The sequence below is a fragment of the Marinobacter sp. KMM 10035 genome (assembly GCF_046537445.1).
GTDB classification, from domain to species: Bacteria; Pseudomonadota; Gammaproteobacteria; order Pseudomonadales; family Oleiphilaceae; genus Marinobacter; species Marinobacter sediminicola.
This window is the reverse complement of record NZ_JBBVMG010000001.1, coordinates 1,807,466-1,833,333: the sequence shown is the minus strand read 5'-3', so window position 1 is coordinate 1,833,333 and position 25,868 is coordinate 1,807,466. Positions and strand designations below refer to the sequence as shown.

The following is a 25,868-nucleotide window of genomic DNA, read 5'->3' as shown; positions in this document are numbered from 1 at the left end:
CTATTGCCCCTTCAGCCGAAGGGTTCCTTCCAACCAGCCCACCCAGTGATCAGACAACTTTTCCCGATCAAATTCCCGCTCCGCTAAGGCTCTGCTGTTAGCCCCCATGGCCTTCAAACCCTCACGGTCAGCTGCTGCGCCTTCCAAGGCATCAGCAAATGCTGACGGATCAGCAGGTGGCACGGCATAACCACATTGTTCGCTTTCTATCATCCCCGCTAGCCAGCCTGGGTAGTTGTTCAGCACCGGCAAGCCAGCCGCGATGTAGTCAAAAAACTTGTTAGGTGAGGTTCCATAATAGAAGGCAGGTACGTTTGCCAAAATCTGCATACCTATGTCGGTAGACTGCATCAAGCCGGCAAGGCGAGTTTTGATAACAGGATCATGAAACACCACATTATCCAGCCCTTCCCTGCTGGCACGCTCCTGCAATCTCGGCTTGAACTTACCGTTACCGATTAGCAGCAGCTTAATATCGCTACGGCCTCGGCGCTTTAGTTCAGCAGCCGCATCCAGGACTGCATCTAGACCATTTGCCATGCCATGAGTACCGGCGAAAATCGCCATCAAATCCGAGGGAGCAATCCCTTCAGGCCGCCAAGGCTCTAATTCTGCAGCAAAAATATCCAAATCACAGCCGTTGGGAATCATAGTTATGCGTTCAGCCGGTACGCCCCGCTTCTTGATACCCTCTACGATCCCAGGCGACAATCCCACGACACTGTGCGCTGAACGATAGCTTGCCCATTCCAGTATGCCCATAGCCCATAGCAACACCGGGTTGGTTATCACCCTCATTGCCTTAGGCAGCTCTGGCCACAGATCCCGCACTTCAAAAACAAACGGCTTCCCACGCAGCCAGCGCGCCAAAGTGCCGGGTATGCCAGCGGTCAATGGTGTTGTTGTGGCAAAGACCAAATCATATTTTTCAGTCAGAGCCACTTTAACGCTGCGGAACGCAAAACTGAGAAATGTCTTAATGCGCCGGGCAAAGCTATCATTGTTGGAATATTCCAGATTCAGCTCCAGAACATCGATCCCATCCACCAACCCTCTACGCTGGCCATTAACGAACTCACCAGTCAGGCCGGTGGTACCACCCTGTGCACTGCCGCATACCATAGTGACACTGTGACCACGCTCGATCAGCTTGCGCGCCATGGCATAGGATCGAATTGCGCCTGCGCCTTTCGGCGTTACAAAGTGCTGGTGAAAATAGAGTACTTTCAAAGCGTTTTCCAAGTGATATCAGTGACAATGCGACCAGAACTGGCCACCTCGACTTCCAGCACGGGCAGTTGGGTTTTCTGACCGTAGTAACGGGATTCCCAACCTTCGATTAACTCCACACGCCTCAACGGTGTGTCGGCCCGGACCTCAATTTTAACCCCCCTAAGGGTTACAGCCTGCCCGGAAAACGTCCAATCACCAGGTTGCAACCGCCATCGCAGTATCGCGCTATCTTTAAAGCCAGTGATAACATCCTCGATTCGAAGCAACCCATCAGTAACATTTAACCTTCGTTCATGACTGGCGCCCAGATAGTCTCGATAACCCGCGGCCACCCGCTGACCTTCTGTTGCTAATTGAAGTGGCTCGAAACTTGAAGTTTTTAACCATTCGCCAACCAGAAAACGACTAACTCTTGGCATTGGTTCGCGGTGGTCAAACTGTATCGTGTTGTGGGCTTTCACCCCGGGAAAATAGCTTTGCCAGGGCTCTATGGTGTTATAGCTGAAGGTTCCCCCGTCACGCAGAATATTCTCACCATTTAACCAGAGGTCAACATGCAGGGCATCCTCGTGCCCGGGCCGAAAGCGGAAGCGCGGATATCGAAAGAGTACAAAACACCGATCATCCCAGATCGCTGCGTACCCACCATGATTGAAAAGCTGGCTCATGACGGCAGGCGTCTTAACGAGAGGCTCCGCAATACTCAAAAGCCGGAGGGGCATATCCCACTCACCAACCTCGGTGACTGCCTTCTCATTCTTGAACAAGGCAGAGGCTAATTGTATCGATGGCCGGAAATCTCGATAGTCTGTAGCTGCAAGCGGCAGCAAACGGGCGCCATCGTTTGCGCCAATGTTGGGAACATCACCGTTTGGCTGAAGCATCCCCCCTAACCAATCGGTTGCCACCCGCGCTTTTAAATACCAATGCTCACTTAAGCGAGGCAAGGACATCTTTCGCCGCCAGACTTCCACCATGGAAAACGTATCAAGCATAACTCGGTGATAATTCGCCGAGTACTGACTAAAGCTGCCATCTGGCTCAATTAACCGACGTGCACGATTCTCCAACCATTTTCGGCCCTGGTTTTGCCAGTAATACCCTCGTGAGAATCCGTTTCTGGCCAGCCAGCTCCCTCCTATAAACAAAGCTGCGGCCTCTGAAGTGCCGTGGTTATTATCTTGTCCGATCGCATACTGGATGGTGGGCGATATACGTTTCAGGTGGACTTCAATGAGCTTAAGCAGGGATTCCTCAGAGGCCTCGGTCTGCTCCATTATGATCGCAGCCATCGCAAGATGCATCACCCTGATAGAAGCCTCTTGGCCACATTTCCAGTTTGGCCCCAAGTAAGGAGGGTTGGATCTCACCCAATCCTCCAACCAACTCTCCAGTCGACCGTAGGATTCAGTGTTGCCTTGCCGGTATTCTCGCGCAAAACCCAACACCCAGTCGAATCGGGAGAGTTCCCAAATCCCTTTGATATCCCCAGCTCCCCCGCCGAAATCCGGAATTGCGTGCCACGGCTTATCCGGGCACTTAAAGCGCTCTCCGGTCAGTAAATTAGTGTGCCAATCCGGAGGATCGCCATCGTCAACGGGAATGTAACCAAAACCGGTGGGGAAATACCTAAACGGGCTTTCGGTGATTGTTGGAAGTGCGTTTAGTCGCCAAAACGGTCCTTCTGGAGCCTCAGCCTGTATCCTTTTCACTGGGTTCAGGCCAAAGCGCACTCCTAAACGAAACCAAAATACCCTGAGAAGGTTTAACACTCCCAGAGCGGCTAACGCCCTAATTTTTGGAAGCATCAGAATCAATCCGCCTGAGCTCTCAATTGACAAGCCGCTTCAATGGTCACTCGCGCCACTTCAAAGATCTCTTCAGGCGCAATCGGGCACGCTTCACCTCTTTCTATCGCCCCCAGAAAAGCAGCAGCGCAGGCGGATTGACCTTTATCCTGCTTCCATAAATTCATCTTCTTGAACCTTGGCCAGCCAAAGCCTTTTAATTTACGGAAGTTGTCCAACTGCAACACCCTTCCTGCGGCGAAAACTTCAACCCGCTCTTTGGGGAAGCTTGCTGCGCCATTGGCAAGATAGTGGACTGTACCAAAAGAACCATCCGCGAAGCCCAGTGTAATTGCGGCCTTGTCTTCTGTAATCGCAACCATGGGAGAATCGCCCATGCGACGAGCCTGAACGGAAACGATCTCAGAGCCCGCAAGGAAACGCATCAGATCAATGAAATGGCAGGCCTCGCCAATGATACGGCCACCGCCTATGGCATTGTCCTGGGTCCAATGGTCAGCGGGAATTTCCCCGGCATTCATTGTCATGACGAAAGATTTTGGCTCCTTGACTGCCTTAAGCAGCTCCTTCATCTTTTGAACCTGTGGGGAAAACCGCCGGTTAAAGCCAACCATCAAGTGGCCGGCGGTTCCTTCGGAATGGCTCGCTTGGAACTGGTCTTTTACATGAGCCAAGTCTTCTGAACTTAACGCCAGGGGCTTTTCAACAAAAACATGTTTGCCGGCTTTAAGAGCTGACGCTACGAACGACGCATGAGAGTTATGGCGGGTTACAATCGCGACAGTGTTTATATCTGGATTTTCGAGCATCGCCCGAGTATCTGTAGTCGCTTGTGCAAACCCAGCCTTCTCACCATGAATTACCCCATTGATTCCGCCGGAGGTCGAAATCGAATGTAACTGCGCACCAGCTGCCTTGAATGCAGGAATGAGCATTCGTGAAGCGTAGTTTCCCGCGCCCACAAAGCCCACCACTGGCTTGAGGGGACTGAAACTAGCTCCCTGCTTCAGGGAGACTGTCTTGATCTGACGGGTTTCGGGAGCGCTCACATACTCCAAGAGAATACCCAAAGCGGTTTTGTCAGCTGTTAATGCTTCGTAGGCTTCAGGAGCCTTCTCAAAGACATAACGGTGGGTAATTAGCGGTCTTACGTCCAACTGGCCGCTGGCCATCATATCCAATACCGCTTCAAAGTTTCGCTGTTCCGTCCAACGTACGAAACCAAAAGGGTAATCCTCGCCCTTTTCTTCATAAACTGGGTCATACCGTCCCGGCCCATATGAGCAAGATACCTGAAAGCTTAATTCCTTCTCATAAAAATCCGCTCTATTCAGCTCAAGACCCGTAACGCCCACCAGAACAACACGACCGCGCTTACGCGACATCCGGGCCGCCTGAGTAACGGGATCCGTAGACTTGGTAGATGCGGTTATAATGACCCCATCCACGCCACGCCCGCGGCTAAATCCCATCCCTGCCGAGACTGGATCTTCCCCACTACCGGGGTTACAAGTCTCCGCGCCATATTGCCTGGCGAGTGCTAACTTGGATTCGTCAAAATCAATCGCGAGAACCCTGCAGCCGTGGGCTCGCAATAGCTGCACTGTCAGGAGGCCGATAAGCCCGACCCCAGTAACTACAAAGCTCTCGCCCAACGTCGGCTCAGCCAAACGAATACCCTGCAATCCAATAGACGCAACAACGGTAAATGATGCTTCATCGTTAGCCACGTTATCAGGAATCAGGGCGCAGAGATTACGGGGTACACGGACGACATCGGCATGCGGCCCATTCGAAGCAACTCGATCGCCAATCTTGAAGCCAGCTACACCAATGCCAACTTCAGATACAACTCCCACATTACAGTAACCAAGAGGAAGCGGTTGAGCTAACTTGGATTGAACAGCTTCAAATGTTGTCATCAGCCCATCTGTCTGAACCTTCTCAAGAACCATTTTAACTTTTTCGGGCTGTTGGCGTGCTTTTGCCAAGTAAGATGCCTTTCCAAAATCAACAAGCATTCGTTCGGTGCCTGCAGATACCAGAGAAATCGAAGTATTTATCAATAGCTGGCCTGAACTACAATTCGGAGCAGGCGCCTCCGTCAAGGAAGTTGCGCCACGCCCCATATCTTGAAGAATTTGCTTCATATTTCTAACGATTCTCAAATTGACTGAATAAATGTTCGCAGTTCTCTTCCCAACCGTGCTGTTTATGGAATACAGCTAAACTGCCCGCAGAGTGCCTCTCAATTAACATGGGGTCGTCCAGGTATGCCCGCATGGCGTCATAAATAGCTTCGGGTCCGTTATCGGCCAATAAGAAACCGTTTACCCCGTCGTAAACAGAATCGGAAACAGCACCAACATCTGTGCATATCACCGGAAGCCCCGAGGCCATAGCCTCAAGAAGAGCATTTGGAAAGCCCTCAGCTTCGGACGGTAATACAAACACATCGGAAAGACGCAGCTCATTCTGCAAGTTTTCTCGGTCTATCCAACCTAAGGATTGTATGTTTACATTCTGAATTTTTGATGCTTGCTTGTTGATCTCATCAGCAAGTGTTCCACCTCCGATGAACACCAGCTCAAAAGCGTATTCTGCGGCCAGCCTTTCCACTGCCAGCAACAGTTGACGCACACCCTTTGCCTCTACCAACCATCCCACAAACACAAACCTCAGTGCTTTCTGGGGATCAACAATTTTCTGGTCTTCGCTCGCAATAAAATCAAACGATAGCCAATTTCGTACCACACAAACCCTTTCAGGGCTCACACCGAGTTCTTGGTAGAAGTCTACCCAAGGCCGACCTTGAGCACCGATCACATCGGGATACTGCAGCATCTTCGATATGATTTTTCTCTTAAAGTTTGAGCCGTCAAGTTCATTAATAAAGTGCCCTGATCGGACGAAAAAAATCGAAGGTACATTACTACGTTTGCAGAGAAGGGCCATAAGCGCACGTTCGTAGAAACTAAGGCCAGAACTACTGAATATAATTACACCACTATATCCTTTATGACGTAACTTTTTGCGAAGCTCTAAGACCCTGGAAATTCCCTTTTTTAGTCTTTCGCCAATGGGCGGTACGGGAAAACTTGATTGAGTAGTATCAATGACGTCAACGCCTAGGCTGTTTTTTTCGGCATACCGAATTAAGCCTTCACAAGCTGTTAGTTGACCGCCCGGATGAGCAACCTTGCCACCGTGGGGATCAGCGCCCACAAGAATAAAGCGCTTCATTGATATTCACTCCAATCGACGTTGTATCGATTAGACCAGATCACCAAATTCATAATCTTCCAGAGAAGGAAGCCATTATCTTTCCTACGATATATATGGTCATCAAATAGTGAATAAACCAAATTCTGGTCAAGAACGTAAGGCTGCCTACGAATAAAATCGCCAATATGGTCGAAAAAGAGATCCTTCAGTGGTCCCTCAAGCCAAAAAGAGAACGGAACCCCAAACCCGGTTTTCTTACCATGAAGCACCTCGTCCGGAACAACTCCCTTCAAACTTCGCTTCAAAAGGTCCTTTTGTTTACCTCCGGGAATTTTCCGGCTTGCAGGCAATCCTTGACAAAACTCCACCAAATCGTTGTCGAGAAATGGAACCCTCACTTCCAGACTTGAGGCCATAGTTGAGCGATCAACCTTCTCCAAAAAAATATCTGGAAGAATAATCATGCTATCCACCAATAGCATTTGATCTACCGGGCTTCGCCCTGCAAATTTGGAAGCGCATTCAAAATACCGCTCAAACGGATTCCCGCTGGACTTTCTAACACTATCCTGGAAGATCTTCAAAGGGCTCTGGGCCTCGTCCTCAACAGTGAGAAGGAGTGCCATCACCTTAGGAAAGGGGTTTGCCAAAAGCGCATTAATGTATCTTTGCCGAACATGGTGAGAACTGTTTTTTGGCAACGCGGCTTGGGCAGCCCTCGCAATTCTCGCTAAAATTTTCATCTGCCGGAAGCGAGAGAGTGTCGCGTATCGCTTATAACCCCCAAACAACTCGTCTCCACCGTCACCCTGTAAAATTACCTTTGCCCTATCACCAACCTGCTGCGAGATAAGATAGAGCGGGATGTTAGCCGCATCAGAAAACGGTTGATCATGATGCCAAACCATTTTTTCGACTGTATCCGCCACATCAGCGCCAACAATGTGGATTTCGTGGTGATCCGTTCCATACCTTTCCGCCAACCGCTTTGCTTGCGGAAGTTCATTCACACCCTTGTCGTAATCAAAACCAGCCGAAAATGTAGCTAGCTTTCCTGGGTAATATTTAGACGCAAATGCAGCGATTGCACTCGAATCAATCCCTCCAGACAAAAACACCCCAACCGGCACATCGCTCACCAGTTGACGGCGAACAGCTCTTTCAAGGCTTGATCGTGCTTGCACCGCTAGGTCACCAAATTCTGAAAGGCCTCCATTGCCGGGTTCCCAATAGGTAAACTCTTCGACATTGATGTTGTCTACTCCTACCTTTAGGTAATGACCTGGCAGCAGTTTAGTCACACCCTTAAATAATGTCTTTTCACCTAAACCATTTCCATAGTAGCTCCATTCCGCCAACGCCTGCGCATTAACACCGCGAAAACTATTTTCAAGCGCATGAATACCCTTTATCTCGGAGGAGAAGAAAAGTCCGTTCTCATTTTTCGCTAAATAAAGAGGCTTGATACCCAGGCGGTCTCTTGCGAGCCACAGAATTCTCTCCTTCACATCAAATATCGCTAGGGAAAACATTCCATTTAACAGGCGAAAGCAATCTTTCCCAATCTTAGAAAATAGCTCTATAATAACTTCGGTGTCTGAATGAGTTCTAAGGTGGTTGAGCGAAAACCTTTCCCTAAGCTCTTGAAAGTTGTAAACCTCGCCATTGTAACTTATAACGAATCTACCAGAACGAGAGATCATCGGTTGTTTCGCTGCATCGGTCAGGTCGAGAACACTAAGTCTCACATGGCCCAAGACAAGCTTCGGGTCAAAAAAGGTTCCATACCCATCAGGTCCACGGTGCCCAATCACTTTCAACGACTGAAAAATCGGATGATCTTGACTCTGAGATATCTTCGAGTGAACAACCTGACCAACTATACCGCACATTAAATCCGCCTCAACGCTCGTTCGTGTTCAACAATTTCGGCCTCCGTAAACCGATAACGAATTACTTTCGCTGGAACGCCCCCAACAATTGCGTAATCCGGAACATCATTTACTACAAGTGCGCCAGCCGCAACGATCGCACCTTTACCGACAGTGACGCCCTTCAAGATCGTGACACACGCACCGACCCAAACGTCGTCAGAAATAAACACCGGAAGATCATCGCCATCAGACTTTTCTTTGACATCAAACATATACTGCCCAATTTCGCTATAATTATGGTCGCCCCCCATAACGGTAACCCTCGGGCCAAACATAACTTTGTTACCTATTGTAATCCCGCTTTCCGACGCACGGAAAATAGCGCCAGGACCGATATAAACGTCATAACCAATGCAAATAGTGTTATAAGAGAATATATCCCATGGGGAGAAAATAACATTGCTGCCGCATTGATTGAACCGAAAACGATAAAAGATACACAGGATCCGCGAATAAACACGAACAAAAAATGACGGCATTTCAATTAAGATTTTCATACTTGTACCTAGATCTTTCAATTAATATCGCACTATAGGCTAATGCAAATGACGCAAAACAAATTTGAAAGCTCATTTTCGAAAAAAAGAAAATTTCCTTGGAATTAAACAACAGTATTAAGAAAATCAAAAATACGTTTACTTCGAGAAAAAACCACCTAACAATTCCGAATTTAAAGGAACACCAAAGCATACTCAAATAAAACAAAACATGAATACTCAAACCTAAAACTCCGTAACCCCATATTATACGAAAATAGCCAATATCAGTATTGAGATCGTAGTAGGTGTTGTTTTCAAGGTAACTGGCCTTACCGAACAAAATATGAAAAAAATCAGCGGGCAAAATAAACATATTACTCAGAGCAACTAAGGTATTATCCGAAAAATCTCCGGTTTCACTATAAGATATAAAGGTAGCAAAAGTTCTTTCTAAAGCAATCACCAAATATTCGTTTTCAAGAAGCCTAAAAAGACCAAAAACACTGAGCAACCCCAGAAGAAACAAACCAAGAAACATTTTCACTGAAAAAAACTCTTTTTTTATTGTTCTACCATTCAAAAATAGAATTAATTTCTTTATAAAAATGAACAATGTCACAAGAATTATCGGAATCAAACCACTGCGACCAGACAAAATCACTGAAAGTACAAGGATAATGTTCAGAAATATAATAGTCTTTTTTGCTCGAGCTTTAGTCCAAAGAAATGCGCCAACACAAAACCCCAATCCTTGAACAAACGAAACCTGCGCACCACCCGCACCTGAAAGACCGGCCATTCTGAAATTCTGATAAAACTCTAACTGATATTTCGCCATAGTGAAACTATATATAAATTCTCTAAAATCAGGATCTAAAAATTGCAAAACCATGATTGATCCGTGAAGGACAATCGCTGCGTAAATCAAACCTAATGCTCGGAAATAAATATCTACTATATCGCCGCCTAGAGGCATATTCAGAAACGTACGATTCGAGAAGTGGGCGAGAATAACCACGGCAAACATGACAATAAGCGTCCTCACTGGGCGCAAAATAGCTCTCACCCCGACCTCAAACTCACTGGAATCGAAAAAAATCGCAGTAAAAAGCGCGAGGGCAGATATCGCAATGAGTAACATTGCGAGGAATACATAGAATCGTGGAACGTGGATGTGGAATCCAAACAAAACTACAAAGACGGAGATTAGAAAACTTACATCTGAAAATGGGCCAATTCCAAAGTCCAAAACCGGACCAAAAATTACTAGGAACCATAAAATAAAAAGAGCAAGAACTCTAGTTTTATGTGCATTCAAGAACATAAATGGGCCTTGTAGAACCTCCAATTAACCAAAGCCGCAATCATGTAACTCGTGACGACGCCCATGGCAGCACCATAAACTCCAACCGGCGGAATAAGGAGGACAGACACCAGGATACCAAGAGATCCCGCGATCAAACTCACTAATGATAACGCCAATGGCCGGCCCTTTTTAATCCAATAAGGGGAGATAATTGATGCATAGAAATACGGTAAAAAGGCTATCGCCAAAATAACATATAGCAACGAAACATTGCCATCAAAATTGAAATGTTCCGCAAGAAATCTTATCAACAAAAAGCTTATCAAAAGCAAAGGAATGTAGGCGAGGGATACTATGCGAAAGAGTTGCATTTGTTTCGGAAGCAAAGTAGAAGTATCTTGAAACACTACATTACGATGAAAAACCAGTTGAACCATCTGAGGAAAAAGACAAAGTAAAGAAAAGAGCCGGCTCGCGATATCATATTCTGCTACGGCCTCCACTCCTAACAATATATTCACGATGACTACGCTGAGGCTGATAAAAAAAACACCACCAATCGTATCCAAGTGAAGATATAGGCCTGACTTAAGTATGGGGACGATATACTTAAGCCTTGGGGTGAATCCTCCAATATTTGAGCATATAAACGCAGACCCCAAAGCAGACTCAACAAAAAAAACAAACGAAGTGAGAAGCAAGAAAAACTCAAAAATCAAGCCGTTTGAAAAGTACCCATAAATAAGAACTACTAGTATTAAAAAATTCGAACATAAAGATATCGAATTAAACACTCTCATTTTCCCTCGTAGGGAAAATAGATACGGCCCAACCTGCATCCATACATAATAAACAACGGCAAACGAAAAATACGTTAGATGCTCAGCCGAAATCCCACCGTAGAATCCAGGAAGACAAATGAAGAGAAGAAAATGGATGAGGTAAGAAAACAAAATTAACAGCAAAAGCAAAAGCAAAGCCGAGCTATATACCTGCCCTAAAACTACTTCATCATCCTTGTTCCGCTCAACGAGCATAAGAAGACCCTTTCCAATCGTCATTGAAGAAAGGGCACCAACCAATCCTCCAGAGGCTATCAGTGCCGCGACTACACCTCTTTCGAATACACCATAAACCGTCAGTGTAACGACAATAATGATAAATTGAATACCGACAGTTAGATAACGGGTTAATATAGTGCCAACCATCAAAACCTACCGGCGAGCTCTGTCAACGATCCGACTTACCTTTCTGCGTAGGCTTAGCGCGATAGATAAAGCTCTCGGAAAATGTCGGGTATGATACAACAATTTGAATGTGCGGCTAGGCGTATTTGAATACCGCCAGGCTTTGCCTATAAAATTGTAAAATAGGTCAAATTGACGAAGCTCAAGCGCCCTTAAAGATCTTTCAAAATAGATGCGTGATCTCGCATGATCTCGATCAATTAGACTTGTTCCAAACACTTCACTTGAATCCACTGTTTTTAGTAGATCACTCGCAACTAATTCCATTTTTTTATAATTTGAAAACACAACACTGTTCGAGCTTATTCGATACTTCCCAAACACTTTATCTATAAAATGGATCTCTCCATAACGAGCATGGAGTAAATGCATATACCAATCAAAAACGATGGATGTCGGAAAGTTTAGATCCTGCTCTGTCACAGTGTTGCGTCTAAACATTTTTGAACTATGACAAAAATCTGCACCTTGGCGTAAAAGTTCGGACAATGCCCTCGTTTTAAAGCTAACCCGACTATTGTAGCGACGAATAAATTCACCAGTTCCGCTCTCAAACACTTCCATATCATGGCAGCAAGCGCTGGCGACTGGGTTGTCATCCAGATACTGACATTGCGCTTCAAGCTTCCCAGGTAGCATCAAATCATCGCCATCTAGATGGGCGACATACTCTCCGCTGCACGCGCAGATCACTTTTTTATAGTTAGCGCCTGCTCCAATGTTGGTTTCATTAAGGATAGGAACGACAATATCCGGAAACCGTTTTTGATATTCTTTAATTATACCTTGTGTTCCGTCAGTTGAACCATCGTCTCCAATCACAATTTCTATTGGGAAGCTCACAATTTGGGAGACAACACTATTAAGAGTTTCTCTCAGAACGGCCTCTTGGTTATACGTAATGATAGCGACACTTACTTTAGCCTTTGTCACGAATACGCTCCAAGGCCATTCTTACATAGACCTTCGTCCCGGTGTCATCGTAGAAGTATGCGTTGTTATGCTCTCCGTGCGACAGCGCCCTTAAAAGATCAATGTGTTCCCGCAGCGTTCCAACGCTGGACAAATTAAGCTTGCAAAGGTCTAGAAAATCAGCCGGGGAGTTGTAGTTTCCGGAAGTGGCTACTTTTTTAGAGTTATAATCGGCTTTTATTATATTCTCTAGATGCTTTTCCAGTAATTTTTTTTCAGTTTCGACAACTCTTTCATAAACATCCTTTGATGTATCACTTTCATATAAATCCACTTCCTCTTGGACTATTATTTCTCCATTATCGATCTGTTCGTCCATTACATGGATAGTTGCGCCAATGGGTTTCTTGTTAAGAATCGAGAATATCTGTGGATACCACCCTCTGTTAAAAGGGTTCAGGCCCGGATGAACATTTACGCATCTGACTGAGCTTACTAAATTCGGAGGGAAGATTTGTTTACAATGAGCGGATATTATCAGGTCGTACGTTTCAATAAGGGATCTTGCTTGGGCTTTAACATCTACTTGGCGTAGTCCCATTTTCTCCAAACGATCTGGACTCTTGTTTACTGAGCTATACCTTATTTCAATCTTTGAAAACGAATCGAATTTTTTCTCTTGCATTAGGGCCCAGATATATCTAATCAATTCCTCGTTGTCAGAGATCATTAGAACACTGATTTTCTTCATCCAATTGCTCGCTTTAAATTCTCACAGATTCTTAAGACATCTTTATCACTTAGTTCATAATATAGCGGAAGACATAGAACTCTGGACGAAATATCTTCACTTCTCGGGAGGTCTTTTTCTCCAACATCACAGAAGGGTCTGGTCATATTTAACGATGGCGAAAAATACCGGCGGGCTTTTACATCAATGAAATTTAAACGTAATTCAACGGTTTTTCGCTGTTCTTTCGACGCCAATACTATTGGCAGATAAGACCCGTTAAGGTTGCTTTCTTGGGCTCTTTGTTGAAATTGAACAAAACCATTCAATTCTGTCTGATATAGTTCCTGAATCTCGACGCGACGCGCAATGAGACCGTCGATATCATCAAGTAAACTGAGGCCGAATGCTGCGTGGATTTCGCTCATTTTGGCGTTGATCCCGACCCCAGTTATTTCACCATCTGATGAGAAACCGAAATTGATCAACGATTGGGCTCTGCGCAAAACCTCTTTATCTCTAAAAACAACCCCCCCACCTTCTACAGTGTGAAAGATTTTAGTAGCGTGAAAGCTTAGAGTCGACGCGTCTCCGTAGCTGAGTAGGCTCGATCCATGGTGGTTAACTCCGAATGCATGTGAAGCATCATAAATCAATTTCAGGTTTTTTTGTTCGGCGATTCTTTCAAAGTGTTCTACATTGCACGGAGCCCCATAAACATGCACAGGTACTATTGCATTTGTATTTTTAGTTATCTTTTCCAATATTTTCGTCGGGCACAGGTTGAAGCTTTCCGGATCGATATCAGAAAAAACCGGTTTGATACCCTCCCAAGACAAGGAACTTGCAGTTGCAACAAAGGTAAATGGCGTTGTTATTGCCTCTCCCTCGACACCAAGCGCGCGATAGGCAACCTGTAAAGCTAAAGTTCCATTAGCAACCAAGAGCAAGTTCTCGATTCCGAGATATTCTTCAAGTCTCTCTGTCAGTAGCTGAACCAATGGCCCATTATTTGTAAACCACCTGCGCTCATATATATCGTCCAGATATTTTTTAACTTTCGTTAAGTCGGGTAACCCGGGCTTTGTTACGGGTATCATTGAACTTCCTTTAAAAGACCGGTTAGATACTGGCCATAATTATTTTTTTCTAATTTCTTGGCCGTTTCTTTCAGCTGTGCAGGTGTAATCCATTTGTTGTTTAACGCGATCTCCTCGAGGCAAGCGATTTTATAGCCTTGCCTCTTTTCAATGGTCTCAACAAACTGAGCCGCTTCCAACAGACTCTCATGGGTACCGGTATCTAGCCATGCAAAACCCCGCCCCAAAAGTTCAACGTTTAAGTTCTCCTGCGCCAGGTATGCACGATTTACATCGGTGATCTCGAGCTCGCCTCTTTCCGAGGGCTTTACGGATTTTGCGATCTGGATCACCCGGTTATCATAGAAATACAATCCGGTTATCGCATAATGCGATTTGGGCCGGGAGGGCTTCTCTTCAATTGACACCGCCTGTTGCTTGTCATTGAAGGCAACCACACCAAATCTTTCGGGGTCCTTCACTTGGTAACCGAACACTGTAGCTCCATGCCCCTCGTTTGACCGACGTACAGCCTCTCGAAGTTTGGGTGTAAAGCCCTGCCCGTAAAAGATATTGTCACCAAGTACCAGGCACACACTGCTGTCGCCGATGAAGTCCTCACCAATAATGAAAGCCTGCGCCAACCCTTCAGGTCGCGGCTGCTGAGCATAACTGAGGTTGACGCCGAACTGCTCTCCGTTGCCTAGGGTTCTTTTAAATCCGGACTCATCCTCGGGTGTAGTGATGATGAGTATGTCTCGTATACCCGCAAGCATAAGCACAGACAGCGGGTAATAGATCATCGGTTTGTCATAGACCGGCAGGAGCTGTTTTGAAATACCCAACGTGATCGGATAAAGCCGAGTTCCCGAGCCACCGGCAAGGATGATGCCTTTCATTCGCCTACTCCAATGCGTTCTCTTTGATAGCTGCCATCCTGTACCCGACGACACCATTCCTGATTGTTCAGGTACCACTGCACCGTCTTGCGAAGGCCGGTCTCAAAGGTCTCTTTGGGAATCCAGCCAAGCTCTTTCTGGATTTTGCTAGCGTCTATGGCGTAGCGATGGTCATGGCCAGGGCGGTCAGTTACGAAGGTGATCAGATCAAGGTAGAGTGCCAAACCAGGCGGTTTTTCAGGGGCATACTCTTCCAGCAGGTCGCAGATGGCTTGAACTACATCGATATTCTTTTTCTCGTTGTGGCCACCAATGTTGTAGGTTTCTCCAATCGCTCCTTTTTTCACCACTTCGTAGAGTGCTCGGGCATGATCTTCCACATACAGCCAGTCACGAATTTGATCGCCTTTGCCATAGACTGGCAGGGGCTTACCTTCCAGTGCGTTGAGAATAACAAGTGGTATGAGCTTCTCGGGAAAATGATAGGGGCCGTAATTGTTGGAGCAATTGGTAACCAGTACGGGCAACCCATAGGTCCTGTGCCAGGCACGAACGAGATGGTCTGAGCTTGCTTTGCTGGCGCTGTAAGGGCTACTAGGCGCATACGGCGTTTTTTCAGTGAACAGGTTTTCCGGACCCTCCAGATCACCGTAGACTTCGTCGGTGCTGATGTGGTGAAAGCGGAAGTTCTTGCGGCACTCGGCTTCGAGTGATTGCCAGTATTGGCGAGCCGCTTCCAGTAAGGTATAGGTGCCGACGATGTTAGTCTCAACAAAGTCGGCTGGACCATCGATGGAACGGTCTACATGGCTTTCCGCAGCCAGGTGCATGATGGCGTCTGGCTGATGCTCTCTCAATACCCTATCCACGGCGGCGCGGTCACAGATATCGACCTTTTCAAAGGCGTAGCGGTTGCTTCCACTAACCTCTGCCAGACTCTCAAGATTGCCGGCATAAGTGAGTTTGTCGAGATTGACCACCTGGTCCTCTGTATTATTAATGATGTGACGGATTACGGCGGATCCAATAAAACCGGCGCCACCGGTGACCAGTAATTTCATAAAGGCTTAACCCACGTTCTTAATATACCAGGGCATTGCTTTTTTAATGCCCTCTTTTATTCTGTATTGAGGTGCATAGCCGAGTTTGCTTTCAGCTTTGCTCACTTCAGCTTGGGAGTGGCGCACGTCGCCTGTCCGGAAATCCCGGTGAACGGGAGCTTTTCCATACGATTTTCCATTCTCAGCCAAAGCAGACTGAACCGCGTTGAACAAATCGTTCAGAGTAGTTCGATCGCCAACGGCCACGTTGTAGACTTCGTTTTTGGCGACTTTACCCGCTGCTGCTGCAAGCAGATTGGCCTGGACGGCATTTTCAATGAAGCAGAAATCCCGGCTGGTTTCCCCATCACCGTTAATAAAGATATCATCGCCTTGGATCATCCCGGCTGCCCATTTCGGGATAACGGCAGCATAGGCGCCATTCGGATCCTGGCGCTTGCCGAACACATTGAAGTAGCGCAGGCCAATGGTATTGAACCCATAGGTTTTGGCGAAAACGTCGGCATAAAGCTCATTGACGTATTTGGTAACCGCGTAAGGAGATAGCGGCTTACCGATGTTCTCTTCCACTTTCGGCAGCGCCGGGTGGTCGCCGTAGGTGGAGCTACTGGCCGCGTAAGTGAAACTGGCAACTCCTGCATCACGAGCGGCAACAAGCATATTCAAGAAACCACCGATATTGGTGCCATCGCTGGTGATCGGATCGTTTATGCTGCGGGGCACCGAACCAAGAGCAGCCTGATGGAGCACGTAGTCGACACCCTCGCAAGCTCTCTCACAATCATGCAGGTTGCGAATATCACCCTCTATGAACGAAAAACGTTGCCATTGCTCGGGGCCTACCAGGTCTTTCACCTCGTCAAGATTGCGCTGGTGCCCGGTCGCAAAATTATCCAGACCGACCACGGTCTGATTCATCTTTAACAGATGTTCCAAAAGGTTGGAGCCAATAAACCCAGCTACGCCAGTCACCAGCCAAGATTTCGGTGCTTTTCCTAACTTGTTCTGCAATTCTTGGTATCTGGTCATGATTTACAGCCTGATGTCGGATTCGTGAGCGCAGAGAATGTATTTGAGGTCGTAAACTACGCCCGCAGGTTTTACCAGTTCTCTGATTCCCCTCGCACCCATCGCTGTGAATTGGTGGTGTGCTACGGCAAGGATCACACCGTCGTATTCGCCAGGCCTGGGATTATCAATGGGGTCGATGCCGTATTCGTGCCGTGCTCCGTCTTTGCTTACCCAGGGGTCGTAGACATCCACTCCAATATTGTATTCGGCCAGTTCGTTCAGAATATCAATCACCCGGGTATTGCGCAGGTCAGGGCAGTTTTCCTTGAAGGTTAGCCCCATCACCAGAACCCGGGCACCTTCTACATGAATACGCTTTTTCAGCATGGCTTTGACCAATTGGGAGACCACGTACGCCCCCATGCCATCGTTCAAGCGCCGACCGGCGAGTATAATTTCCGGATGGTAGCCAATAGTCTGCGCTTTGTGGGTCAGGTAATACGGGTCCACACCAATGCAGTGGCCACCCACCAAGCCGGGGCGGAAAGGCAGGAAATTCCATTTGGAACCAGCGGCTTCCAGCACGGCCTCGGTGTCTATACCCATTCTATTAAAAATCATGGCCAGTTCGTTGATGAGGGCGATGTTCAGATCCCGCTGGGTGTTTTCGATCACTTTCGCAGCTTCCGCCACTTTGATACTGCTGGCCTTGTGGGTGCCGGCCGTAATGATCTCGTTATATAGAGCGTCAACCAAGTCGGCTATTTCCGGGGTAGAGCCAGCGGTCACTTTTTTGATGTTGGTTACACGGTGCTCTTTGTCACCGGGGTTAATACGTTCCGGGCTGTAGCCGGCGTAAAAGTCCCGATTGAACACCAAACCAGATACCCGTTCCAGCACCGGCACGCAGTCTTCCTCGGTTGCCCCGGGGTAGACCGTGGATTCGTAGATGACAATATCACCCCTTTTAAGCGTCTTCCCGATGGTTTCGCTGGCCCTGAACAGTGGCGTTAGGTCCGGGCGCTTGTGCTCGTCGATCGGAGTCGGCACCGTCACAATGTAAACGTTCGCGGCCGCTAGGTCTTCAGCGTTGGAGGTATAGCTAAGGTGAGTCGCCTCGGCAAGTTCCTCTGTGCTCACTTCGAGAGTATGATCTTTACCACGCTGGAGTTCAGATACACGCTTCAGATTAACATCGAAGCCTATGACGGGTCGCTTTTTTCCAAATTCGACAGCCAAGGGAAGGCCTACATATCCAAGACCAATAATCCCTATTGTCTTATCGTTCATCAATTAGATCCTGATATTGAGATAAATTCGCTTGTCGCACACTGCGCAATTGAACCGCAGATCACCAGATACCTCGTGTATCCACAGTCACTCCCCTAACAGGTGAAACTTTCCTAAACTCTTTGTGATCCACTAGCAAGACATGGATGTCGGCACGCTCAATAGCAACATCAGGATCCACGAGTTGGGCGGGCATCAAGGTTTTAGGTAGAACGCTAATATTTGGTTCCACCATTATCAATTTGCCTGGGTGCGATTCGAGCAGATTTTTAGCAATTCGCATTGCAGGGCTTTCCCGTAAATCATCAATATCCGGTTTGAAAGCCAGACCATAACAGGCAACTGTGACGCTCTTCATAGCTCTGTCAGGGTTATCGGTCAAAAACTTTGCTACCGCAAGATGTACTTTTTCTTTTACCCAATCAGGTTTTCCATCGTTTACTTGTCTTGCAACCGTGATCACCTTGGACTCGTCCGGCGCACTACTTACGATGAACCATGGATCCACTGCAATACAGTGCCCGCCCACACCTGGCCCGGGCTGCAGAATGTTTACCCTTGGGTGTCTGTTTGCCAGGCGAATGAGCTCCCAAACATCGATTTCCAACTTGTCACAAATAATGGATAGCTCATTGGCGAACGCAATGTTCACGTCTCGGAAGCTATTTTCAGTAAGTTTGCACATTTCAGCTGTACGGGCCGTTGTGACTACACACTCGCCCCTGAGAAATATGCCATATAGGTTGCATGCGGCTGCCGAACATTTTGGAGTCATTCCACCGACAACACGGTCATTTTCAACTAATTCTCGAATCACATGGCCTGGCAGTACTCGTTCAGGGCAGTGAGCCACCCGAATGTCCGAATCTTCACCCGCATGCTGAGGGAAGCTCAGATCGGGGCGGGCCTCAGCCATCCAGGCAGCCATTTTCTCGGTAGCGCCTACAGGAGAGGTCGATTCCAGGATAACCAAATTACCCTTTGCAAGCACTGGCGCTAAAGACCGGGCGGCTGACTCAATATAACTAAGATCCGGCTCGTGATTATCACCTTTAAAGGGCGTTGGTACTGCGATCAAAAAAGCGTCAGCAGGTTCTGGCTGTCGAGTTGCACGGAGATAGCCTTCTTTCACAGCGGCATGTACCACCATATCCAGATCTGGCTCTACGATGTGAACCTCGCCTTTATTAATTGTGTCTATGGTGCGCTGATGTACTTCCACTCCTATCACTTTTACTTTTCGCGAAGCGAATACGGCTGCAGTGGGAAGACCAATGTAACCCAGTCCGATAACGGAAATGGTATTAAAACTCATAAATTCCTCTTCAGATAGATCTGACGCAGTGTCGGCATGCTGGATCATATACCCGCCAATATTTCGATAATTCTATTAGTAGCTTTGCCGTCACCATAGGGGTTGTGGGCCTTGCTCATAGATTCATATGCATCAGGGCATTGCAGCAGGGCAGTCAACTCCCGAGTAATGTGTTCAACATCCGTACCAACCAACTTAACCGTACCTGCCTCTAATGCTTCGGGACGCTCAGTCGTGTCCCGCATTACGAGAACCGGCTTACCTAGAGAAGGTGCTTCTTCTTGAATTCCGCCTGAGTCGGTCAAGATTATTGAGGCGCGATTCATCAGGTACACAAATGGCAAGTAGTCCAACGGCTCTACCAAGTAGATATTATCGATGCCATTTAAGTAGCGCTTGACGGGTTGTTGGACGTTAGGATTCATATGGACCGGATATACGATCTGTACGTCGGGGTGACGGGTTGCAGTTCTAACCAACGCCTCGCAAATTCTTTCAAAGCCTCCACCGAAGCTTTCCCGACGATGCCCGGTAACCAATATCAGTCTTTTATTCTCACTCAGGAACGGGAAATCAGCTTGTAGCTTCTTATATAAATTCTGATCGACATCAAGCTTTTCGACCACCTCAAGCAAAGCATCGATTATCGTATTACCAGTAATATGGATGTCCGTTATGCTTACACCTTCCCGTCTCAGGTTGGCCCCAGACGTCTCTGTCGGCGCAAAGTGGTATTTTGCCAGGGTACCGGTAAGCTTTCTGTTCGCTTCTTCCGGCCATGGAGAATACAAATTACCTGTTCTCAAACCCGCCTCTACATGCCCAACGGGAATCTGTTGGTAATATGCGGCCAGGGTTGCGGCGAATGTAGTTGCAGTATCTCCGTGCACTAGCACCACATCGGGCTTGAACTCCGAAAGAACTCCTCTCATGCCCTTCAAAATCGCTGCTGTTACGTCGGTCAGATCTTGGCCTGGGCTCATTATATTGAGATCATAATCAGGCTCCACTGCAAAAAGACTCAGGACCTGATCTAGCATTTCACGGTGCTGCCCAGTTACGCACACCTTTGCGTTAAAGCGCGCATCTGCGGCAAGCTTGACTGCCAATGGAGCCATTTTAATGGCTTCCGGACGGGTTCCGAATACACATAGTGTTTTAATCATAGATAGATAATTTTCTAGCTAACGCTATTAACGGCTGAGTTGACAGGTTTAACGTGACTTGATTTAACATAAGCTTGAATGAATACAATGAGTACAGCGAGCATTCCACCAAGGATGGTTGCCAACACCACTATCAACGCTCTTTTAGGCTCGCTTTTTTCTTGGGGTACTACTGCGGGGTCTAGGGTCTTGAACACATATTCCGGTTGTGCATTAGCAAGCATCACAGTGCGGGTTTCACTTTCAATGAGCTGGTAGAATACCTGCTGCATGCCAGTGATATTGGTTGTTTCAAGCTTACCTTCCAGATATGCAATTCGGGCCTCAGAAGCTGCAACATCTTCTTTTCGCATGTGCTCATTGATATCGGCTATCAAAAGCCGAGCCCACTCTTTGGCCGCAACAGGAGAGAGGTTCTTGATACTAATTGTGAGCATGCCCGTATCTTTACTCTCACTTACGCTTAAATGGTTTTCTCTAAAAGCTTTTACCAGATCCCAATCCGTTGGTTCAAAGGTATGGCCCTTATCATTTTTGAGCCAACTCTGCGCATCAGCGTCATAGATTTCACTATTGTACTGCCACTGGCGTTTTTCTCTATTCCACCCCTTCACCGCTTTGATCGGTACTGCCAGCTGATGCCGAAAGATGAAATCGGTTAGAAACGCCCGAGACTGCAGCACCTCTTTAGCAATTACGGTTTGGTTCGACCCACCGCCCCCGAGATTGATCCCGGCCAAACTAGCCAGGCCTCCTAACTGCCCAGGCAGCCCTCCAGCACCGCCGTCATCATTGGCCGGCGCAACAAGAACACTGGCCTGATAGATATCCGGCTTCGAAAGAGCTAACGCCACTCCACCCGTTGCGAATAGGGCTGTAAACACTATAACGATCCACTTTCCGGCCCACAAAGTTGCAAAAAGCTCACGGAGATCAATTTCATCGTCCGCATACTGAATTCTTTCTTCGAACTTTATGTGCTGGGTCATCACAGATTCCCCACTGCGGCCGCACCGAGGGCCATCTGGTAAACAATCTGGCTTACGTTTGTCCAGAGTTCCAGCTGATTCAGCCGGTCTACGTTGATCGGCATAATCACGGTATCACCTGGCTCCAGCTGCTGGCTACGACCGCCAAACCATGCACTTTTCTCAGGTAGCATTACGGAGCCATCGGCTTTTACCACGTAAACACGGTTTTCGTCCGCTTGACGGGTGGGGCCACCGGAGCGCTGGAGGTAGTTATCTACGGTCAGGCCTGGTTCATGCAAGTGGCTTGTGGGGAATTGCACTTCACCGAAGACTGACACCGACTGGGGAATGATTGGTACGGTGAGCGCATCGCCGTCTTGTAGGCGGATAGATTGATACACTTCATCTTCGAGTACAGAAGCCAGATCGATAACCATACGGCCAACCGGGCGACTGTTTTGAACGTCGCCGAGCAGGCTTTCCACTTGTTTTACCTTTTCTGCGCTCTGTCCACCGAAGCTATCACCTTCCAGCTGAACTCCCAACAGGTCCCCCTGCAGCCGTTCTTCGGCTTCTCTCAGGCGCCGGGCTTCCAGTTGCCGGAGCTTCTCACGGGTGAATACAGCTCCTTCCGGAAAGGCGTTGCCAGTCAGCCCGCCCGCTCGGTTCAGAACCTCCTTCAAGGTTTCTCCATCCCGAAAGGTGTACTGCCCGGGATAACGAACTTCACCACTGAGCGTAACGGTTCTGTTCTGGGCGAACTGAGGGATGGACTTGATCAAGATAGTGTCGCGGCTGCGAAGCTTGAGAATGCTTTTGCCAGCCATGGCTTCAGCCAGATCCAAGTTGATGATTCGAGTTTGGCCGATGCCGTTTTCATCGGTGGTATAACGGGCTACCTCTGCCTGCTGCAGGGAGGCCGCGTCTTTCAGGCCGCCAGCTACAAAGATTGCATCCGCTACGCTGCGGGTGGCTGGTAGTGGATATTCACCAGGGTAGCGTACCGCGCCGCTGATACGGATGGTTTGCTGGGGCGCACTGGGCGCGGCCTGGGCTTTTAGGCGCTGAAGTACAGGGGCAAACAGGTTTTCACGGGTGTAGTTTTCACTGTTTTCACTGTTTTCACTGTTTTCACTGCCGTCGACCTTCCCCGCATCCGAGAACACTAGAACTGTATCTTTCTCTTCCAGTTGCACATCGTATTCACTGCCAGGCCGGGTAATAGCTTCGCGTAAGCGCAGGTTCAGCACCGATACCGTGTCGGTGTTTGGATTAGTGCGTACAATGGCGGCATAGCGCTTGTCGGCTTCTGGCACCAAGTCGGCGTCCACATCCCTAATAATCGAACTCACTCGCATGCCAGGCATCCAGGCGAATTTGCCTGCGCGGGTCGCGGCACCGCGGATTTCTACATATTGGCCGGTGATGTCGGAAATCGAAGGAATGGTGATGGTATCCCCCGCCTGTACCCGAGCATTACGGCCCTGTGGTTGGGTGTAATCTGCTTCCGCAATCACCCTCAAGTAATCACTATTGGTTCGGATAATGTTGACGCGCTGGGGGTATGCTTGCGGGGTAAGACCACCTGCTATCTGCACCAGTTCTGCCAGCCGGGTTTCATTTTTCAACTCGTACAGCGCCGGGCGGTACACTTCACCACCAATGCCCACACGCTTGCCCACCGGTGGAATAAAGATCACGTCGCCAGGCTGTAGGCGATTGTCGGCACGGCTGTCGCCTTTGAGCAATAGGTCGTAGAGGTCTAGCGTGCCCACTAGCTTGCCGTTGCGCTTGTGCTGAATGTTACGCAAAGAACCGGTAGTTTGAATACCACCAGACACAAACAAGGCGTTGGTGAGGGTAGACAGGGAGCTAACCGTGTAGGAACCAGGGTTACGGGCTTCACCAAGCACAAACACACGCACGCTGCGCAGTTCGCCCAAGGAGACACTGGCCTGCACACCTATGTACTGCTCCGTTACCTTGTTGCGGATTTGTTCCCGGGCTTCGTTGAAGCTGAGGCCCGCCACGCTCAGTGGGCCGGAATCCGGGAAACTGACGCTACCATCGCGGCTCACCGGCAGTTCCAGATTGCGGTTTTCTTTACCCCAGAGCTGAACCCGCAGTACATCACCGGGGCCCAGGGTGTATTCAGATGGCACAGGGATTTCAGTGACCGGAGCAAAGGTGGTGGGACTGCCTGCGAAGAGATCGTAGCCGTAGGGTTTCAGGCCGCCATTTTTATTGCTCCCTTCAGCTTCAGCCTGCTTTTCTGGCTTGCTTTCGGTCTCATCCGTTGGTTGGTTGCGAATAGGTTCAACTACCTGCACCGGCTGGGGCCGCTGGTTCGTGCTTTGCCCAACACCCCCCAACGCAGACAAGTCCACACCATATTGGCTGGCCAAGGCTTCTTGCTGGGCCTTGGGTAGAGATTTGAATTGCTCGATCTGTGCCGGCGTTATGGATTGCGCCAGAGCTGGTATGGGGAGCAGGAAAGTTAAAGAAAGCAGGAGATTCTTTAGATTCACGGTTTAAGGATCCAGTTTATTACTTAAATTAGTTAGTTCTGGGGCGGCTTCGGCCAGGAACTAGAAGCGATAACGCCAACTGGCCCCTACAGACCATTGGCCAGACTCGTTTTCTGCAGGATTAACCAGTGCAAGTTTTCTATCGGCGTACTGGGCACTCACATCCAGCCAGCCACTCAATGCCTGGGTACCGTAACCGATTTTGGCGATAACTTGTTCCGCGTTCTCAGCAGGCACCATTAATTTGATTCGCTCATCGACAACGGGCGTTCTGCTTACACCGTCTTTATTGAATTCTACAACGCTCACGCTGGCTGTGAGGTTCCTGCCATCATCGAAAAAGTGGAAGCCACCCAGGGTAATGGCCTCTGCATCGCCACTGAAGCTAGCCCCCATGGTGCGACCGTAGTAGCGGTAACCGCTGTGATAACGGGAATGGTCGTAGGTAATGTTGGGCATGGCATCACCGAGGAAGTCGTCAGCTAGAGTGTTAGCGTACTCAACAAACCACTGTTGCTCGCCGTTGAGCAGCTGGCTTGTCCAGTCGGTACCGAATAGCCAGGATTTCCGCGCCGGGAATGCGCCAGCTTCATCTTCTCCCATCATTTGGGCGTACAGGCCCATTGACTGCTTACCAATTGCGAACCCATAACGCGCATCTACGCTAGCAAGCTGATTGCCTGGGTCGTCTTCTTCCAACTGGCCGTTATCTCTGCCGATCAACGCATTCCATAGAGTGGAACCGTTTTCAGGCCTGCCTTGCCCGCCAAGCATAATCGCCCGAGAGAACCCAAGCTCTAACCCATCCAGCGGGCGCAGATTCAAACGCATACCGATCAACTTGGCCTCGGGAATTGCGCGTTCGTGCTCGTACTGCCCTGCAAGCAATGTGAACTGCCAAGGGCCAATCCAACTCAACCATTTACTTTCAGGTGCAGAGGCATCATTACGATTCAACCATACGGAGGGCATGGGCCGAGCGTTGCTGGATAGGATTAGGCTGGATTGCCAGCCTGGCCCCCACCAACGATCAATCGCGCCCGCACCAAATACCCAGTTACCTGCAGTTGCCGCAAGGTAGGAGCCGTCAAGGCGGGCCTCTTCATTATCGTCAGGATTGTGAGCATAGGCCGGGCTCAGGCCAAATGCCCAATTCTGCCCCTGCCACTGCAGGGTCAGTTTGGCCTCACCCTCTGCCATTGGCCCGCGTTCAAACCCTTGAACCATAGCGACTTCATTGGTGCCAGACACTTCAAACTCAGCCCGAAATCCTGGTTTAGCTTGCTGAACACGCTCAAATTCAAGATAGCTGCGAGCCAACCCGGTTTCAGAAGCAGGCTGTTTGCCGGCTTCATCCAACCCATTGCTTATGGACCCCCACATGATGGGCCAACTGGTAACCGGCCTGTCGAGCTGCCCCCTGTCCGCCAGTTTTTGCACGGCATAACGCGCTCGCACATCTCCGGCCTCTAGCCATGGCGCTGCTGTCGCTATATTGCTGCTCAAGCACGCTACCGCCCCACCGACCAGGGCCCAGTGTTTTAAGGTCATAGATATAAATTGCCAGCAATGACGGAGAGACAACCAAGAGGGGAAGATACGCTCCCAACTGCATCCCTGTCAGTGTGTGAATGTTCCATGTCTGAAGCGTGGCGATTTTACGCCATCACATGA

At 48.5% G+C, this 25,868-nt stretch carries 20 protein-coding genes; all 20 read right to left on the bottom strand.

The window, feature by feature from the left end:
- The gene (locus tag AADB16_RS08235; RefSeq protein WP_410802583.1) at positions 1–1,230 is read right to left on the bottom strand and encodes a glycosyltransferase family 4 protein; all 1,230 of its coding nucleotides are present in this window, start codon (positions 1,228–1,230) and stop codon (positions 1–3) included.
- On the bottom strand, positions 1,227–2,945 hold the full coding sequence (locus tag AADB16_RS08230) for a heparinase II/III-family protein (protein ID WP_410802581.1): 1,719 nt from the start codon (positions 2,943–2,945) through the stop codon (positions 1,227–1,229). The genes AADB16_RS08235 and AADB16_RS08230 overlap by 4 nt, the downstream gene beginning before the upstream one ends.
- A 101-nt stretch (positions 2,946–3,046) precedes the next feature.
- Entirely contained in the window at positions 3,047–5,191 is a 2,145-nt protein-coding gene (locus AADB16_RS08225; RefSeq protein WP_410802579.1) for a bi-domain-containing oxidoreductase, read from the bottom strand.
- A gap of 4 nt (positions 5,192–5,195) precedes the next feature.
- Positions 5,196–6,284 carry a glycosyltransferase family 4 protein gene (locus AADB16_RS08220; RefSeq protein WP_410802577.1) on the bottom strand — a complete coding sequence of 363 codons (1,089 nt, stop codon included), beginning with the start codon at positions 6,282–6,284 and terminating at the stop codon, positions 5,196–5,198.
- Entirely contained in the window at positions 6,281–8,158 is a 1,878-nt protein-coding gene (asnB, locus tag AADB16_RS08215; RefSeq protein ID WP_410802575.1) for an asparagine synthase (glutamine-hydrolyzing), read from the bottom strand. The genes AADB16_RS08220 and asnB overlap by 4 nt, the downstream gene beginning before the upstream one ends.
- Entirely contained in the window at positions 8,158–8,697 is a 540-nt protein-coding gene (locus tag AADB16_RS08210; RefSeq protein ID WP_410802573.1) for an acyltransferase, read from the bottom strand. The genes asnB and AADB16_RS08210 overlap by 1 nt, the downstream gene beginning before the upstream one ends.
- On the bottom strand, positions 8,681–10,003 hold the full coding sequence (locus AADB16_RS08205; protein ID WP_410802571.1) for a hypothetical protein: 1,323 nt from the start codon (positions 10,001–10,003) through the stop codon (positions 8,681–8,683). Before AADB16_RS08205 ends, AADB16_RS08210 begins: the two co-directional genes overlap by 17 nt.
- Positions 9,994–11,193, bottom strand: coding sequence for a lipopolysaccharide biosynthesis protein (locus AADB16_RS08200; RefSeq protein WP_410802569.1), 1,200 nt, complete (start codon positions 11,191–11,193; stop codon positions 9,994–9,996). Before AADB16_RS08200 ends, AADB16_RS08205 begins: the two co-directional genes overlap by 10 nt.
- Before the next feature lie 6 nt (positions 11,194–11,199).
- Positions 11,200–12,165 carry a glycosyltransferase gene (locus tag AADB16_RS08195; RefSeq protein ID WP_410802567.1) on the bottom strand — a complete coding sequence of 322 codons (966 nt, stop codon included), beginning with the start codon at positions 12,163–12,165 and terminating at the stop codon, positions 11,200–11,202.
- Positions 12,152–12,874 carry a dTDP-4-amino-4,6-dideoxyglucose formyltransferase gene (locus AADB16_RS08190; protein ID WP_410802565.1) on the bottom strand — a complete coding sequence of 241 codons (723 nt, stop codon included), beginning with the start codon at positions 12,872–12,874 and terminating at the stop codon, positions 12,152–12,154. The genes AADB16_RS08195 and AADB16_RS08190 overlap by 14 nt, the downstream gene beginning before the upstream one ends.
- 17 nt (positions 12,875–12,891) lie before the next feature.
- Complete coding sequence (locus AADB16_RS08185) at positions 12,892–13,974, bottom strand: DegT/DnrJ/EryC1/StrS family aminotransferase (RefSeq protein WP_410802563.1); 1,083 nt, start codon at positions 13,972–13,974, stop codon at positions 12,892–12,894.
- Positions 13,971–14,852, bottom strand: coding sequence for a glucose-1-phosphate thymidylyltransferase RfbA (gene rfbA, locus AADB16_RS08180; protein WP_410802561.1), 882 nt, complete (start codon positions 14,850–14,852; stop codon positions 13,971–13,973). The genes AADB16_RS08185 and rfbA overlap by 4 nt, the downstream gene beginning before the upstream one ends.
- Positions 14,849–15,913, bottom strand: a complete 1,065-nt coding sequence (gene rfbB / locus AADB16_RS08175; RefSeq protein WP_410802559.1) for a dTDP-glucose 4,6-dehydratase — start codon at positions 15,911–15,913, stop codon at positions 14,849–14,851. Before rfbB ends, rfbA begins: the two co-directional genes overlap by 4 nt.
- A 6-nt stretch (positions 15,914–15,919) precedes the next feature.
- A complete protein-coding gene (locus tag AADB16_RS08170; RefSeq protein ID WP_410802557.1) occupies positions 15,920–16,942 on the bottom strand; it encodes an NAD-dependent epimerase/dehydratase family protein in 1,023 nt (340 codons plus the stop codon).
- Between the two features lie 3 nt (positions 16,943–16,945).
- Positions 16,946–18,214 carry a Vi polysaccharide biosynthesis UDP-N-acetylglucosamine C-6 dehydrogenase TviB gene (tviB, locus tag AADB16_RS08165; protein WP_410802555.1) on the bottom strand — a complete coding sequence of 423 codons (1,269 nt, stop codon included), beginning with the start codon at positions 18,212–18,214 and terminating at the stop codon, positions 16,946–16,948.
- A gap of 61 nt (positions 18,215–18,275) precedes the next feature.
- Positions 18,276–19,529 (bottom strand): UDP-N-acetyl-D-mannosamine dehydrogenase, encoded by a 1,254-nt coding sequence (wecC, locus tag AADB16_RS08160; protein WP_410803625.1) that lies wholly within the window; start codon positions 19,527–19,529, stop codon positions 18,276–18,278.
- Between the two features lie 44 nt (positions 19,530–19,573).
- Complete coding sequence (gene wecB, locus AADB16_RS08155; RefSeq protein WP_410802553.1) at positions 19,574–20,695, bottom strand: non-hydrolyzing UDP-N-acetylglucosamine 2-epimerase; 1,122 nt, start codon at positions 20,693–20,695, stop codon at positions 19,574–19,576.
- A 14-nt stretch (positions 20,696–20,709) separates the two neighbouring features.
- Positions 20,710–21,684 (bottom strand): Wzz/FepE/Etk N-terminal domain-containing protein, encoded by a 975-nt coding sequence (locus AADB16_RS08150; protein ID WP_410802551.1) that lies wholly within the window; start codon positions 21,682–21,684, stop codon positions 20,710–20,712.
- Positions 21,684–24,194, bottom strand: a complete 2,511-nt coding sequence (locus AADB16_RS08145) for an SLBB domain-containing protein (RefSeq protein ID WP_410802550.1) — start codon at positions 24,192–24,194, stop codon at positions 21,684–21,686. Before AADB16_RS08145 ends, AADB16_RS08150 begins: the two co-directional genes overlap by 1 nt.
- A 60-nt stretch (positions 24,195–24,254) precedes the next feature.
- A complete protein-coding gene (locus AADB16_RS08140) occupies positions 24,255–25,745 on the bottom strand; it encodes a capsule assembly Wzi family protein (RefSeq protein WP_410802548.1) in 1,491 nt (496 codons plus the stop codon).
- Between the last annotated feature and the right edge of the window lie 123 nt (positions 25,746–25,868).

Excerpts from the sequence above, each read along its gene's own strand:
- wecB (WP_410802553.1), bottom strand. The coding sequence starts at position 20,695 with ATGATTAAAACACTATGTGTATTCGGAACCCGTCCGGAAGCCATTAAA.
- rfbB (WP_410802559.1), bottom strand. The coding sequence starts at position 15,913 with ATGAAATTACTGGTCACCGGTGGCGCCGGTTTTATTGGATCCGCCGTA.
- asnB (WP_410802575.1), bottom strand. The coding sequence starts at position 8,158 with ATGTGCGGTATAGTTGGTCAGGTTGTTCACTCGAAGATATCTCAGAGT.
- AADB16_RS08140 (WP_410802548.1), bottom strand. The coding sequence starts at position 25,745 with ATGACCTTAAAACACTGGGCCCTGGTCGGTGGGGCGGTAGCGTGCTTG.
- wecC (WP_410803625.1), bottom strand. The coding sequence starts at position 19,529 with ATGAGTTTTAATACCATTTCCGTTATCGGACTGGGTTACATTGGTCTT.
- AADB16_RS08150 (WP_410802551.1), bottom strand. The coding sequence starts at position 21,684 with ATGACCCAGCACATAAAGTTCGAAGAAAGAATTCAGTATGCGGACGAT.
- AADB16_RS08225 (WP_410802579.1), bottom strand. The coding sequence starts at position 5,191 with ATGAAGCAAATTCTTCAAGATATGGGGCGTGGCGCAACTTCCTTGACG.
- AADB16_RS08220 (WP_410802577.1), bottom strand. The coding sequence starts at position 6,284 with ATGAAGCGCTTTATTCTTGTGGGCGCTGATCCCCACGGTGGCAAGGTT.
- AADB16_RS08185 (WP_410802563.1), bottom strand. The coding sequence starts at position 13,974 with ATGATACCCGTAACAAAGCCCGGGTTACCCGACTTAACGAAAGTTAAA.
- rfbA (WP_410802561.1), bottom strand. The coding sequence starts at position 14,852 with ATGAAAGGCATCATCCTTGCCGGTGGCTCGGGAACTCGGCTTTATCCG.
- AADB16_RS08210 (WP_410802573.1), bottom strand. The coding sequence starts at position 8,697 with ATGAAAATCTTAATTGAAATGCCGTCATTTTTTGTTCGTGTTTATTCG.
- AADB16_RS08205 (WP_410802571.1), bottom strand. The coding sequence starts at position 10,003 with ATGTTCTTGAATGCACATAAAACTAGAGTTCTTGCTCTTTTTATTTTA.
- AADB16_RS08200 (WP_410802569.1), bottom strand. The coding sequence starts at position 11,193 with ATGGTTGGCACTATATTAACCCGTTATCTAACTGTCGGTATTCAATTT.
- AADB16_RS08190 (WP_410802565.1), bottom strand. The coding sequence starts at position 12,874 with ATGATCTCTGACAACGAGGAATTGATTAGATATATCTGGGCCCTAATG.
- tviB (WP_410802555.1), bottom strand. The coding sequence starts at position 18,214 with ATGAACGATAAGACAATAGGGATTATTGGTCTTGGATATGTAGGCCTT.
- AADB16_RS08170 (WP_410802557.1), bottom strand. The coding sequence starts at position 16,942 with ATGACCAGATACCAAGAATTGCAGAACAAGTTAGGAAAAGCACCGAAA.